Source organism: Mycobacterium sp. NTMscope_MAC_269, from assembly GCF_976985695.1.
Window position 1 is genome coordinate 4,439,023 of sequence record NZ_OZ335668.1, and the last position, 14,392, is coordinate 4,453,414.

The following is a 14,392-nucleotide window of genomic DNA, read 5'->3' on the forward strand; positions in this document are numbered from 1 at the left end:
CGATCGTTGCATCCGCGGAAGATGGAAGGATGGCGGGGTGACGAATACGGCCCTTCGCTCGGGCATCGACCTGAGCTACGTAGACGACAGCATCCGCCCCCAAGACGACCTGTTCGGTCACGTCAACGGCCGCTGGCTGGCCGAATACGAGATACCGGCGGACCGGGCCACCGACGGCGCCTTCCGGCAACTGTATGACCGCGCCGAGGAACAGGTGCGGGACCTGATCGTCGAGGCCAGCGAGCAGGGCGGCGCCGGCGGCGACGCCGACGCGCAACGCATCGGCGACCTCTATGCGAGCTTCCTGGACGAGGAGACCGTCCAGCGCCGCGGCGTGCAGCCGCTGCTCGACGAGTTGGCCGCGATCGACGACGCCGCCGACGCCGACGCGCTGGCCGCCGCCCTCGGCGCCCTGCAGCGCACCGGGGTGGGCGGCGGTGTCGCGATGTATGTGGACACCGACGCCAAGGACTCGGCCCGTTACCTGGTGCACTTCACCCAGTCCGGGCTCGGGTTGCCCGACGAGTCCTACTACCGCGAAGAGCAGCACGCCGAGCTGCTCGAGGCGTATCCCGGGCACATCGCGCGGATGTTCGGACTGGTGTTCGGCGGCGACGAGGAAAGCCACATCCGGACCGCCGAGCGCATCGTCGCGCTCGAGACCCGGCTGGCCGAGGCGCACTGGGACGTGGTCAAGCGCCGCGATGCCGACCTCACCTACAACCTGCGCACGTTCGCGGAGTTGCGCGACGAGTCGGTCGGCTTCGACTGGGTCACGTGGGTCGCCGCACTGGGCACGCGAGTCGAGGCGCTCGCCGAGGTCGTTGTGCGCCAACCGGATTACGTTCGGGCGTTCGCCGAGCTGTGGCGCGGCGAAGACCTCGAGGTGTGGAAGAGCTGGGCGCGGTGGCGGGTGATCCGCGCGCGGGCCTCCTGGCTGACCGACGAACTGGTGGACGCCGACTTCGACTTCTACGGCCGCCGGCTGACCGGCACCGAACAGATCCGGGACCGCTGGAAGCGGGCGGTCTCGTTGGTCGAGAGCCTGATGGGCGATGCCGTCGGAAAGCTTTACGTGCAGCGGCATTTCCCGCCCGGCGCCAAGGCACGCATCGACGAGCTGGTGGCCAACCTGCGGGCGGCCTACCGGATGAGCATCAACGACCTGGAGTGGATGACGCCACAGACCCGGGAGCGGGCGCTGGCCAAGCTTGACAAGTTCACCGCCAAGGTCGGCTACCCGGCGAAATGGCGGGACTACTCCACGCTGGTGATCGACCGCTCCGACCTCTACGGCAACTATCAGCGCGGGTACGCCGTCAACCACGACCGCGAGCTGGCCAAGCTCGGCGGACCGGTGGACCGCGACGAGTGGTTCATGACCCCGCAGACGGTCAACGCGTATTACAACCCCGGTATGAACGAAATCGTTTTCCCCGCAGCTATTTTGCAGCCGCCATTCTTCGACGCCGAGGCCGACGATGCCGCGAATTACGGCGGCATCGGCGCGGTGATCGGACACGAGATCGGCCACGGCTTTGACGACCAGGGCGCCAAGTACGACGGCGACGGAAACCTGGTCGACTGGTGGACCGACGCCGACCGCACCGAATTCGGCTCCCGCACAAAGGCTCTCATCGAGCAGTACGACACGTACATCCCGCGGGGGCTGACGGGCGGGCACCACGTGAACGGCGCGTTCACCGTCGGGGAGAATATCGGAGATCTGGGCGGGTTGTCGATCGCGCTGTTGGCCTACCAGTTGTCGCTGAACGGCCGCCCCGCGCCCGTGATCGACGGCCTGAGCTGCGTCCAGCGCGTGTTCTATGGCTGGGCGCAGGTGTGGCGCACCAAATCCCGTGATGCCGAGGCGATCCGGCGCCTGGCGGTGGACCCGCATTCACCGCCGGAATTCCGCTGCAACGGCGTGCTGCGCAACATGGACGCCTTCTATGACGCCTTCGACGGCGCCGACAGCGGCGCGCTGTTCCTGGAGCCGGACAGCCGGGTCAAGATCTGGAATTGAGGCCCACCCGGGCGGCCTCGATGCGCGCGGGCACGTGCTTGTGCCACGGGGTGCCCGCGTAGGGGTCGCGCCACCCGGTCGACGTCAGCGCGTTCGGGGCCACGCCGGGGACGACGGTGTGGCCGTCGTCATCGATGTAGTCGAGCCCAAAACCGTTGGGCAGGGCGGCATGTCCGGCGAGCATCGTCTCGGTGATCTCGACGGTGGCCTCCGCGCTGCCGGCCGCGGTGCTGATGCGGGCCCGGCATCCGTCGACCAGTCCCAGGGCCTGGGCATCTTCGACGCTCACCCGCAGCGCACCGTCGGCGTCGCGTTTGCGCCACGACGGGTCGCGGAATATGTCGTTGGCGGTGTAGGCGCGCCGCTCCCCCACCGACAGCACGATCGGGAAATCCGGGGTGGTCAGCTCGGCCGGGGTGCGGGCCAGCGCCCGCAGTTCGTCGAGCATCGACGGGATCTCCAACGCGATCTTGCGATCGGAGTGGCTGATCAACGCGAAATCGTCCTCGTAGTTGTGGACGGTGAACGCCACCCCCGAGGGGTTGTCCAGGATCGCATCGAACAGCGCGTTGCCGTCGGCGTGCCCGGCGCGCCGCACGGCGTCGGGATAGCTCATCGCGGTCTTCTGGGCCAGGCCCCAGAGCGCGGCCGCACCGCGCAGCCCGTCCGGCAGGGTGGGTCCGAGCGTCTCGTAGAGCACATACGGAAGCAGCTGCGCGACAGTCGGATTGCTCGCTACCGCGGACAGGAACGCCTCGGTGTACGCCGGCCGGCCGCGCTGGGCGGCGTCGCGCAGGGGCCGCAGATCGGCGTCGTCGACCACGCCGAGCGCACGCACCAACCGGGCCCAGATCTCGGGTTCGGGCAGTGTTCCCGGCAAGGGCGACAACAGCGGGCGGCGCAGTTGGAAGGTGTTGTGCGGAAACTCCAGGTTGAAGAAGGTGGCTTCCGGCTTCTCGAACTGGGACGCGGCGGGCAGCACGTAATGGGCGAGCCTGGCGGTCTCGGTCATCGCGACGTCGATGACCACCATCAGTTCCAGCGCCTGGAAGGCTTCGCGGCAGGCGGTCGAATCGGCCAGCGAGTGAGCGGGATTGCTGCTTTCGACGATCATGGCGCGGAAGCGGTCCGGGTGATCGGTCAGGATTTCCTCGGGAACCACGTTGCTGGGCACCAGACCGGAGATGATCGGAGCGCCGGTGACCGGTGTGCGACCGGAGAACTGGCCGAACAGCGGCGCGAACGACGAATGCAGGTGTTGGCCACCCTTTTTCGCGAAGTTACCGGTGAGCACCCACAGCAGCTTGTTCAGGTAAGAGCACAGCGTGCTGTTGGGCGCCTGCTGTACGCCGAGGTCCTCGAAAACCGAAACGCTCGCAGCGGCGCCGATGCGCCGCGCCGCCGCGCGCAGCAATTCCTCGTCGACCCCGCAATGCTGCGCGTAGTCGGCCACCGCAACCTCGCGCAACGCGTCGCGGACGGCGTCGGCGCCACGCACATGCTCGCCGAGAAACGCGTCGTCGCAGAGGCTTTCCTGGACGAGGACGGCGGCCAGCGCCGCCAGACACCACGCGTCGGTGCCGGGCCGCACCCGCAGATGGAAGTCGGACATCTTGGCGGTGTCGGTGAGGACGGGATCGATGACGATCATCGACCGGGCGGGATCCTTGGCGATCTCGTTCAGCACCACCCGGGCGCGCGGAAAGCTCTGCGACATCCACGGGTTCTTGCCGACGAACACCGCCACTTCGGCGTGCTCGAACTCGCCCCTGGTGTGGCCGCCGTACAACTGCCCGTCGACCCAGGCCTCACCGGTTTTCTCCTGCGCCAACGCATTTGAACGGTAGCGTGAACCGAGCGCCTTGAGGAAGGCGCCGCTGTACGCCCCGCCCAGGTGATTGCCCTGCCCGCCGCCGCCGTAGTAGAAGATCTTGTCCCCGCCGTAGGTGTCGCGAATGTGCTTGAACCCCTCGGCGATCTCGACGATCGCGGTGTCCCAGTCGATTTCCTCGTAGGTTCCGTCGGCGCGACGGCGCAGCGGGGAGGTCAGCCGGGTGCGGCTGTTCTGGTAGTGGTCAAGCCGCAACGCCTTGTTGCACGTGTACCCCTGCGAGGCCGGATGCGCCTTGTCGCCGCGGATGCGGGCCAGCCGGCGGTCGTCGACCTGAACGACGATGCCGCAGTTGCATTCACACAGGATGCATGCCGTCGATTGCCATTCATTGGTCATTGCGGGACTTCCTTTCTGCGGCAAGCAGTTCGCGCACCTGACGGCGGACGACGTCAAGGGGCGTCAGGTCGCGACGCACCCGGGCCAGCAGGATCGCGCCCTCGAGCGCGGTGGTGGCCAGGACCGCCAAGTCGCCCGCCCGTTCCCGCGTTATCCCGTCGGCGATGAAGCGCTGCGCGATCAGGTCGGTCCAGCGGTCGAACACCGCCGCCGCGCGCTCGACGACCGGCGCCATGCGCTCGGCGTCGTCCTGCTCGCCCGCCTCCACAGACACGGCCACGATGGGGCAGCCGGCGCGGTAGTCGCTGTCGAGCAGCTGCTGGCGGTATTTGTCGATCAGGGTGTCGATGAGCTCGAGGCCGTTATCGGCCTCCGCGATGATCGCGGCGACATGGTCGCCGGCGTAGTCCACCGCCTCGCAGAGCAGTTGCGTGCGGCCGCCGGGGAAGTAGTGATAGGCCGATCCGCGTGGCGCACCGCTGTGCTCGAGGACATCGGAGATGGCGGTGGCGTGCGCGCCGCGCTCGCGAATCAGCAGCGCGGCCGAGACCACCATCCGTTCGCGTGGACCGCGCATCACCACTCCTCAGGGCCGACTCTATGTATGATGCTATACATAACCGGCAAGGCCGCGAAAGCCCCCGTGAGCGAGGTGAGGGCGAGCAGACGCAGAATCGCCCAATTCCGCGTGGAATTGGGCGATTCTGCGTCTGCTGGCGGGAAGCTAGTTCATCCAGTCCGCGGAGCCGTCGTTCTTCTTGTAGCTGCCGCCGCTGGAGTTCTTCACGATGATCGGGTCCCCCGCGCCGAAGTTGTCGAAGAACCACTTCGCGTTGGACGGGCTGATGTTGATGCAGCCGTGGCTGACGTCGCGCTTGCCCTGGTCATCCACCGACCAGGGGGCGCTGTGCACGTAGTCGCCGACGTTGTCGAAGCGGACCGCGTCCTCCACCGTCACCTTGTAGCCGTAGGTCGAATTGACCGGCACCCCGTAGGTCGAGGAGTCCATCACCACGGACGCCTTCTTGTCCTGCACGTAATAGGTGCCATTGGGCGTTTGGTGGTTGCCCGACGTCATGCCCATCGACATCGGGAAGGTCTTCTCCACGGTGCCGTTGCGGGTGACGGTCAATTGATGCGTCGCGTCGTCGGCCGTGGCCACCAGCGTGTCGCCGGTGCGGAAACTCGACACTGTGCCGCCGGCGTCGACGGTCACCGCGGTGTGCGCGGGCCAGAAGCTCAACGGGCGCCAGCGCAGCTGCGTCGGGGTCATCCAGTAGAACTTGCCCGGGACCGCGGGCACCGACGAGACGTGGACCGCGCCTTCCGCGGCGCCGGAGTCGTCGACCCGTCCCGGAAAGTTGATGATGATCGGCTGGGCCACACCCACGGTCGACCCGTTGGCGGGGAGGATCTTCGGCGGCCCGAACGGGGCCGTCCCGGTGAACGGGGCGGGGTTCTGCCCGGCGGCCGAGGCCGCGGCGGGCTCCGCCATCGGCGGGAGCCAGGGCGGAGCCGCCGCCGGGTCGGGCGGGGGCGGCGGTGCCAGCGGGTCGGGCGGCGGTGGCGGGGCGAAGGGATCCGGCGGCGCGGGCGGCCCCGGTGGGGCGGCGACGACGCCCGGGTCGCCGGAGGCCGGGTCCGGGTCGGCCAGCGCCGGGGCCGCGCTCAACACCAGCGCCAAGGTCAAGACAGCCCCCCAGCCGGTGACGTTCAGAGCGGCGAAGAGACCCCTGAAAGTCCAGGCCTTCGTCCAGCCCGACATATGCATACCTCCACTCGTCTACTCCGACACAGTCTGGCATAGCGCGCACGCCAGCTACCGTCACCAGCGGTGGTCGCCGGCACCGAAATCGCCGAGATATGCCCGATGAAAAGGGCTTTTATGAATCGCGTGAGCTTGTCGGAGCAACGTCCAGCATCCGCCGGTTGGCCGCGATGCCGACCAGCGCCACCGCCATCAGGATCGCCGAGGCGATCAACATCGTCGTGACGCTGTGCTCGTAGAGCAGCCCACCCGCCAGCGAGCCGGCCATGATGCCGACCTGAAACGCCGTCACGTACAGCCCCGACGCCCCGTCGGGGTCGTCGGCCCCGTTGCGCATCGCGGCGGACTGCATCATCGGCGACACGGCGGTGGCCATGGCACCCCACAGCACGATCGCGGCGGTACCGATCAGCGCGGCCGCCACGCCGGGCCGGCCGCCGAACGCCAGCGCGGTCAGCACCACGAACGCGGCCGTCAGGCCCGTCATGCACAGGATGACCGCACCCTTGGGCCGATGGTCCAGCGGCCGCGCCACCAGCGGCACCGACAGCAGGCCGGCCAACCCGTAGGCGGCCAGCACCCAGGCCAGGTTCGGCCCGCGCACGCCCAGGACGTTGCGGATGAGTTCGACGATGAACGTGTAGGACACGAAATGGCCGGTGACCGCGATCATCGCCAGCACGCTCACGGTGATCAGCCGGGGGTTGCGGTGGTGGCTGGATCGGGGCCCGACGTGCGCCAGCTGATCCTCGGTGAGCACCATCTCCGGCAGCATCAGCCGGGCGGCGACCGTGACGAGCGCGGCCGCGACGGTGACGCACACGACGGCCAGGCGCCAGCCCCACATCAGGCTCAGGGCCGCGGTCAGCGGGCTGCCCACCACCAGCGCCAGGCTGGTGCCGACGTAGATCGACATGGTGGCGCGCCCGGCGTGGCTGGGCGGGACCAATCGGGTCGCGATCGGTGCGATGACCGACCACAGCAGGCCGTGGGTGATCGCGCAGAGCACCCGCCCGGCGGCCAGCACCGCGAAGTTGGGCGCCAGCGCCGAGATGACCTGGGACGCGGTCAGGCAGGTCAGGCTCGCCACCAGCACGCGGCGGCGGGGCAGGTGCGCCGTCCAGCGCACCAGCGGGATCGTCGTCAGCGCCGCGACCAGGGCATACCAGGACAGCAGGGTGCCCACCAGGACCAGGCTGACGTTCAGGTTGCGGGCGATCGCCGGCAGCGCGCCCACCGGCAGGATCTCGGCGGTGACATAGGTGAAGGCGGCGGCCGCGAGGATCGCGAGCTGAGCCGCGATCCGTGGCGTCCACGTTCGCGCGGCTGCGTTGGCGGTTTCGGCAGTCATCACAGTCATCGCTTGGGTGTGCGCAATCGGCTGAGGCCGAGGTCACGCTCCCCTACCGTACGCACACCGGCTACCGGTTCCTCCAACTTGGCGTGGCAACACGCCCTGCGATCAGGAGCGAACGAGGCGTGCGATCGCGGCGGAGGCCTCCGTGAGCTTGGTCTCGGCCTCGTCGCCGCCCTCCGCGACGGCGCGGGTGACGCAGTGGGTCAGGTGCTCGTCGAGCAAATTCAGCGCGACCGAACGCAACGCGCTGTTGACGGCGCTGATCTGGGTCAGGACGTCGATGCAGTACTTGTCTTCCTCGATCATCCGGGCGATGCCCCGCACCTGGCCCTCGATGCGCCGCAGCCGCTTGGCGTAGTTGTCCTTCTGCTGCGAGTACCCGTGTTCGTCGGTCATGTTCGTTTCACCCCTGCCGCTCCGTCTGGCCCGCCGCTGCGCGGCGCCAATCCCAGCTTATACCCCGTCGGGGTATTACCCCGGGAACGGGCATCGCGACTGGCCAGCGCATACTTGAACGATGCCCACCACCGATTCGGCGGCCAGCGCCGACATCAAGCCGCGTAGTCGTGACGTCACCGACGGCCTGGAGAAGGCCGCCGCCCGCGGCATGCTGCGGGCGGTAGGCATGGGAGACGAGGACTTCGCCAAGCCACAGATCGGCGTCGCGTCGTCCTGGAACGAGATCACGCCGTGCAACCTGTCCCTGGACCGGCTCGCCAAGGCGGTCAAGGAGGGCGTGTTCTCGGCCGGTGGGTACCCCCTCGAGTTCGGCACCATCTCGGTGTCCGACGGCATCTCGATGGGCCACGAGGGCATGCACTTCTCGCTGGTGTCGCGCGAGGTGATCGCCGACAGCGTCGAGACGGTGATGCAGGCCGAACGCCTCGACGGCTCGGTGCTGCTGGCCGGCTGCGACAAGTCGCTGCCCGGGATGCTGATGGCCGCCGCGCGGCTGGACCTGGCCGCGGTGTTCCTCTACGCGGGCTCGATCCTGCCCGGGGTCGCCAAGCTCTCCGACGGCAGCGAGCGCGAGGTCACCATCATCGACGCGTTCGAGGCGGTGGGGGCGTGCGCCCGCGGGCTGATGCCGCGCGAGGACGTCGACGCCATCGAGCGCGCGATCTGTCCCGGCGAGGGCGCCTGTGGCGGCATGTACACCGCCAACACGATGGCCAGCGCGGCCGAGGCGCTCGGGATGTCGTTGCCGGGCAGCGCGGCGCCGCCGGCGACCGACCGCCGCCGCGACGGATTCGCGCGGCGCAGCGGCGCGGCGGTCGTCGAACTGCTGCGGCGCGGGATCACCGCCCGCGACATCCTCACCAAGGAGGCGTTCGAGAACGCGATCGCAGTCGTGATGGCGTTTGGTGGCTCCACCAACGCGGTGCTGCACCTGCTGGCCATCGCCCACGAGGCCGAGGTCGCGCTGACGCTCGACGATTTCAGCCGGATCGGGTCGAAGGTTCCGCACCTGGCCGACGTCAAGCCGTTCGGCCGCCACGTCATGTCGCATGTCGACCACATCGGGGGCGTGCCGGTGATGATGAAGGCGCTGCTGGATGCCGGCCTGCTGCACGGCGATTGCTTGACGGTGACCGGTGCGACCGTGGCCGAGAACCTGGCCGAGATCGCCCCGCCCGACCCGGACGGCAAGGTGCTGCGGGCCCTGAGCAATCCCATTCACCCCACGGGGGGCATCACCATCCTGCGTGGATCGCTGGCGCCCGAGGGTGCGGTGGTCAAGTCGGCCGGTTTCGATTCCGACGTGTTCGAGGGCACCGCAAGGGTTTTCGACGGCGAGCGCGCCGCGCTGGATGCCCTGGAGGACGGCACCATCACCAAGGGTGACGCGGTGGTGATTCGCTACGAAGGCCCGAAGGGCGGCCCGGGCATGCGTGAAATGCTCGCCATCACCGGCGCGATCAAGGGTGCCGGTCTCGGCAAGGACGTGCTGTTGCTGACCGACGGCCGGTTCTCCGGTGGGACGACGGGCCTGTGCGTCGGCCACATCGCGCCCGAGGCGGTGGACGCCGGACCAATCGCGTTCCTGCGCGACGGCGACCACATCCGCCTCGACGTCGCCAACCGCGTCCTCGACGTCCTCGTCGACCCGGACGAATTCGATTCTCGGCGAACGGGTTTCACACCACCGGCGCCGCGTTACAAGACCGGCGTGCTGGCCAAATACGTCAAGCTGGTCAGCTCGGCGGCGATCGGCGCAGTCTGCGGTTAGTCAACGTTCAGCGCGAGCGTGCGCAGAATGCCAGCGCCACATGGCGTGTCGTGTACAAACACGCACGCTCGTGATCGGAACTATGCGAGCGGCGAACACCTGAGCCGACCACTCAGCTGGCGCCGGTTGCACGAGATTCAACCGCTGTCGGTCGAACGTACGAATTTCGCGATGAGCAAGCACACACGGCCCCGATAGGCACCGAAAATCGGTCTACCGGATCAGCGAGCAAGTTGGCTCGATTCCGATCTCTGACCAGAGACGTCCGGAAAAGCGTCGGAACCCGGAAGGCCGTCAATGTCACAGGCACGTTTTAACCCGCCGCCCAACTGGCCCGTCCCCGCGGGATGGACGCCACCACCGGAGTGGGAACCCGACCCTTCGTGGCCACCGGCAGCCCCGGGCTGGCAGTTCTTCATCGAGCAGCCCATATCCACCCTGGCAGACGCGGAAAAGGCACCCGGCGCCCCAATCCTCCCCGGCCCACGACGGGCCAGTGCGAGTAAAGGTTGGATCCTCCTGGCGGTGACGGCAGTCGTCGCCATCGTCGCCGGCGGCGCAATCATCTATCACCGCGTGAACCAGCCCGACATCATCGTCTTGAAACCCGTTGACAACCAAGGCAATATCCAAACAGGGTGGGTGGAGGACAACAGCCGGTCCAGCGATCACATCGATTGTTCATTTGGCTCCCCAGCGCGCTACGACAAGACAACCGGCGTACGTTCCTGCGGCAGTACTGCCGACTCTGCTGACGCCTGCTGGCCCGCGGCCGACGCCGAACATGTCCTGTGCGTTCTCGATCCGTTTGCCAAGGTGGTCTCTCGCATAGGGGCAGAAGGTCTGACCACGCCACGCAAACCCCTGACGGAGGGTCCGGTTCCATTCGCGCTCGTGCTCGACGACGGCACTCAATGCCGCGTGCGCATCGGCGGCGCCTGGGATCGACCCGACGATCACCCAGATTGGGTTGGCTACTACGGATGCCGCGCGAACTCGCCAGTGGCCGCGCCGGACAACGTCATCGCCGTGTGGGGACCTGGCGGAGAGGACGATGCGCGAGATTCGGGCATCGACAAAGGCTTCGGCGGATGGTCCGTAGCGGCCGGCCCAGCACATGGCCACCTGGACACCCACAAAGTCACCAAGGTGTTCTACGTGGGAGTTGCCGACACCGCCGCCCCGAGTGGGGGCGAGGGTTCAGCCGGCACCGGTGGTACCAGGCTGGTCACCAAATGTGGCCGTACGCCACAATTTCAACCCGAAGCGATCCGCAGCGATTCCGGTGGGCTGGTCATCAGAATGAAGATCGTGGCCTACTGCCCGGGTGGAGATGTGCTCAGCTCCTCACGTACCACCATCAGCGTCACGTCGGGCGGCCAGAACGTGGCTTCAGGGGTCTTCGATTTGTCGAGGTCACCGATCCTCATCGGGCCCGACCCAGGCGGTCCCGGCGGATCGCGGCCCGCTGTCGAGCACGACTTCCGATTTCCACTGGGTACCTTCTGGCGACTGCCGGTTTCGACGCGAGAGGCGCCCAGCAGCGGTTCGCCGCAGCATGGTCAAACCGACTTGGACGTCAAGACCCTCGTAGTGGCATGCCAGGAAGCGGGCTCGACGACCACCACCGCACAATCCGGGGCGCCGCATCCAGGATCGGACACGCCAAGCACCGCCGTTTCATCCGCGCCACCGCCTTCGGGTGACAACGAGTCAGCAAGCTTCGACGCCCTGCGCACGATCGCCGACGCCGACCGCCCCTTCGTCCAGCGCGAGCTCGCCGACCGCTGGGTGCCCCAACTCAGCTCCAAACGACCCGGGCTTGTCGCGGAGGGAATCACGTGGGACAACGCGGCAACCCTTCGTGAACACCTGCAGTTGCGGCTGCACTACCCCGAAGTCCGGCTGTTGTGGACTGGCGACTGGTCGACCTTTTCCGCAACCGACTTCTGGGTCACCATTGCCGGTGTCGTCTTTGAGGGCGCCGATGGAGCATTGGCCTGGTGTCGAGACAACCATCTGGACCGCGACCACTGCTACGCCAAACTCGTCAGCACCACCCACCCGGTCGAGGACAGCACCGCGTTCAACCCGTGACGGAGCTGCCCTGAGAATCTCGTGCATCGTTAGCCTGATTTTTTCAGCCGATCGATGCAGGTTGCTCGTCAGAGGAAATCGGTTCCCGTCCTGCCGCGACGAAATGATGCCGCGCAATAACTCGCGGCAGCCCTCCCGGGCCATAACGCGGTGCTGGGAAGCACCTGATTGAGCGAAAGCGCGATGAGCGACTACGGCGCAAACGCCCATCCAAGGAATTTGTCGTTGGGGTCGTTTGAGTTCAGTGGCACTTGCCGTATATGGGGCTCGGTGTAGTAGTTCGCGGTGAGATACTGACCATTGCCCTCGCTGAGCATGACATGTCCGAAGCCGTTATCGAACCGTGGATCACTCGTGAAGACAAGCGCTCCGGCTGGGATGTTGTCTGCATTTGTGTGGATTTGCCCTTTTGCTTTCAGGTCATTGAACGCGTCGATTGCTGATCCATATCTGAACGAGTGGTTGTAAGCCTGCTCCGGGCTTGTCAAGATAACTGTGTAAGTAGTTGTGGCCGTTGGTGTTTAGTGGGTTGTCATAGTGGGAGTCGGTCGGGGAATTGGATCGCGAAAGCATTGAGCGCTTCGGTCCAGCGGTAGGTTCCTTGTCCTTGGGCTGATCCTCGTTTCTGGTTGATGTTGCGGATGGCCAGATACAGCAGTTTCATCGCCGCGGCGTCAGACGGGAATGAGCCGCGGGCCTTGGTGACTTTGCGCAGCTGGTAGTTCAGCGATTCGATGGCGTTGGTGGTGTAGATGATCTTGCGGATCTCGACGGGGAAGGCCAAAAACGGCACGAACTCCGCCCAGGCCCGGTCCCAGACCGCGACCGCCCCCGGGGATTTGGTCTTCCATTCAGACCGAAACTGCTCCAGGGCGACCGCAGCGGCCTGTTCGGTGGCTGCGGTGTAGATCGGGCGCAGCGCGGCGGCCATCTTCTTGCGGTCGGTATAGGAGGCGTAGCGCATGCTGGCCCGCAACAAGTGCACGACACAGGTTTGGATGACCGCCTGGGGCCAGACGGCGGCGATCGATTCCGGCAGCCCGGTCAGCCCGTCACAGCAGACGAACAACGCATCCCGGCACCCCCGATTGCGCAGCTCGGTGAGCACGCCGTGCCAGAACTTCGCCCCTTCGGTCTGCTGAATCCACACCCCCAAGACCTGCTTGATGCCCTCGACATCGACCCCGATCACCACGTGGGCGGCCTTGTTGGCCACCACGCCGCCATCGCGGATCTTGAGCCGGATCGCGTCGATGTAGAGGATCGGATAGACCGGATCGACCGGCCGGGACTGCCAGGCGGCGATCTCGTCGGCCACCACCTCGGTGACCCGCGAGACCGTGGCCGCTGAGACACTGGCGCCATAGACCTCGGCCAGGTGCTCGGTGATGTCACGGGTGCTCATGCCGCGCGCGTAGAGCGACAAGATCATGTCCTCGACCTGGCCGAGCCGGCGTTTGCGCTTAGGCACAATGACCGGATCGAAGGTGCCATTGCGGTCGCGAGGCACTTCCAGATCCACCGGGCCGGCGGTGGTCAGCACGGTCTTGCGTCCGTGGCCATTGCGCGAATTGCCCGAGCCATTGCCGGCCGGATCGCCGTGCTCATAGCCAAGGTGATCGGCGATCTCGACATCGAGGGCGCGTTCGAGAACACTCTTGGTGATCTGGGACAACAGCCCATCAGGGCCGTCGATAGGCATGCCGGAGGCCTCGGCGTCGGCAAGCAAGGCATCAAGTGCCGCCGGGGGCAGCACCTGCGCCAACTGCTTGGCAGCCTCATCGCGCGATGGATCCGATCGAGACAAAGCGATTCACTCCTGTCCGGTGGCCAGCATGCCTGACCACCATTCAGGCCCAACCACTTACACAGTCAATGAGACACGCCCCCTGCTCCACAAACACCTCGCACTGAACCGTGCTGTTAGGGTTGCTCGCCATTTGGTTACGCGCCCAGGCTAGCGCTTGTCCTGCCCTATCACCGTTGGCTGCTGCCGGGGCGGGCGCTTCACTTCCTCCGCGCCCACATTCCGGCCCCAGTGCATTCAGTGTGTGCGTTTCGATATCGACATCGGCGACGTAATGACCATCAGACGTCTTGTACCACAAGTCATCCCAACCACCGTTGGGAATGTTGAAACTAAAAAATCCTTTCACCGGCTGACCAGTACTGTGGCAAACCAGGTTAAGGACTTGCCCGACCTTGTATATGCCATCCTGGCCCGATTTCAGATTCGGACCGTTCATGCGCTGAGTCTGCGCTTTGACGGTGGCCGTCGTGTCCGCATTGGCCGGTGGGGCCATTGCCAATCCTACGATGACAGCAGCCGCAGCGATGGTACCCGGGGTCATCGATTTCATTGCGGTATCCTCCCGCTGCGCCTGTTACGTGAGATTGGTGACAAACGCTACACCCCGGTCAGACGCCGAATCCCTGAAATGGCTGCAAGACCCTTATACGTACGCTGTGAACAGCCTCCGCAGACTTGGCGTTATCCGAATGGATCGATATCGCATCCCGGCGTCCTCCGTTTTTCGTTGGCGCGGGCAATGCAGCTCACACGATGCGGTGCAGTAAAAGAGCCCACACGGGAATTCGGGACCTACGCGCGACTTGCGGTCGCCGCGGCGACAGTTAGCTGCGGTCGTCTCCGGCGGTTCGACCGATTGTTCTGGCTTCCGGCC

At 66.5% G+C, this 14,392-nt stretch carries 11 protein-coding genes; 3 read left to right on the forward strand and 8 right to left on the reverse strand.

The features are described from left to right. Nucleotides 1–37: 37 nt before the first annotated feature. Nucleotides 38–2,026: a M13 family metallopeptidase gene (locus ACZ50Z_RS21015; RefSeq protein ID WP_464485276.1), complete on the forward strand. Its 1,989-nt coding sequence runs from the start codon at nucleotides 38–40 to the stop codon at nucleotides 2,024–2,026. Here ACZ50Z_RS21015 and ACZ50Z_RS21020 read toward each other — a convergent pair. From ACZ50Z_RS21020 to ricR, 5 genes are all read right to left on the reverse strand, one after another. Continuing rightward, on the reverse strand, nucleotides 2,010–4,256 hold the full coding sequence (locus ACZ50Z_RS21020; protein WP_464485277.1) for a molybdopterin-dependent oxidoreductase: 2,247 nt from the start codon (nucleotides 4,254–4,256) through the stop codon (nucleotides 2,010–2,012). The genes ACZ50Z_RS21015 and ACZ50Z_RS21020 overlap by 17 nt on opposite strands. Further along, nucleotides 4,246–4,833, reverse strand: coding sequence for a TetR/AcrR family transcriptional regulator (locus tag ACZ50Z_RS21025; RefSeq protein ID WP_464485278.1), 588 nt, complete (start codon nucleotides 4,831–4,833; stop codon nucleotides 4,246–4,248). The genes ACZ50Z_RS21020 and ACZ50Z_RS21025 overlap by 11 nt, the downstream gene beginning before the upstream one ends. 147 nt (nucleotides 4,834–4,980) lie before the next feature. After that, complete coding sequence (locus ACZ50Z_RS21030) at nucleotides 4,981–6,021, reverse strand: L,D-transpeptidase (protein ID WP_464485279.1); 1,041 nt, start codon at nucleotides 6,019–6,021, stop codon at nucleotides 4,981–4,983. Nucleotides 6,022–6,139: 118 nt separating this feature from the next. Then, nucleotides 6,140–7,375 carry an MFS transporter gene (locus ACZ50Z_RS21035; protein WP_464486335.1) on the reverse strand — a complete coding sequence of 412 codons (1,236 nt, stop codon included), beginning with the start codon at nucleotides 7,373–7,375 and terminating at the stop codon, nucleotides 6,140–6,142. A 111-nt stretch (nucleotides 7,376–7,486) separates the two neighbouring features. Continuing rightward, complete coding sequence (gene ricR, locus ACZ50Z_RS21040) at nucleotides 7,487–7,777, reverse strand: copper-sensing transcriptional repressor RicR (protein WP_464485280.1); 291 nt, start codon at nucleotides 7,775–7,777, stop codon at nucleotides 7,487–7,489. A gap of 121 nt (nucleotides 7,778–7,898) precedes the next feature. Between ricR and ilvD the strand changes: the two genes are divergently transcribed. Together ilvD and ACZ50Z_RS21050 are read left to right on the forward strand one after the other, a co-directional pair. Next, nucleotides 7,899–9,611 carry a dihydroxy-acid dehydratase gene (gene ilvD / locus ACZ50Z_RS21045; protein WP_464485281.1) on the forward strand — a complete coding sequence of 571 codons (1,713 nt, stop codon included), beginning with the start codon at nucleotides 7,899–7,901 and terminating at the stop codon, nucleotides 9,609–9,611. A 525-nt stretch (nucleotides 9,612–10,136) separates the two neighbouring features. After that, nucleotides 10,137–11,708: a hypothetical protein gene (locus tag ACZ50Z_RS21050; RefSeq protein ID WP_464485282.1), complete on the forward strand. Its 1,572-nt coding sequence runs from the start codon at nucleotides 10,137–10,139 to the stop codon at nucleotides 11,706–11,708. A 191-nt stretch (nucleotides 11,709–11,899) separates the two neighbouring features. Here the strand turns inward: ACZ50Z_RS21050 and ACZ50Z_RS21055 are convergent, their stop codons facing one another. From ACZ50Z_RS21055 to ACZ50Z_RS21065, 3 genes are all read right to left on the reverse strand, one after another. Continuing rightward, complete coding sequence (locus ACZ50Z_RS21055; RefSeq protein WP_464485283.1) at nucleotides 11,900–12,196, reverse strand: hypothetical protein; 297 nt, start codon at nucleotides 12,194–12,196, stop codon at nucleotides 11,900–11,902. Nucleotides 12,197–12,240: 44 nt separating this feature from the next. Further along, a complete protein-coding gene (locus ACZ50Z_RS21060) occupies nucleotides 12,241–13,473 on the reverse strand; it encodes an IS256 family transposase (RefSeq protein ID WP_464486090.1) in 1,233 nt (410 codons plus the stop codon). A gap of 85 nt (nucleotides 13,474–13,558) precedes the next feature. Then, complete coding sequence (locus ACZ50Z_RS21065) at nucleotides 13,559–14,068, reverse strand: hypothetical protein (RefSeq protein WP_464485284.1); 510 nt, start codon at nucleotides 14,066–14,068, stop codon at nucleotides 13,559–13,561. Nucleotides 14,069–14,392 lie beyond the last annotated feature (324 nt).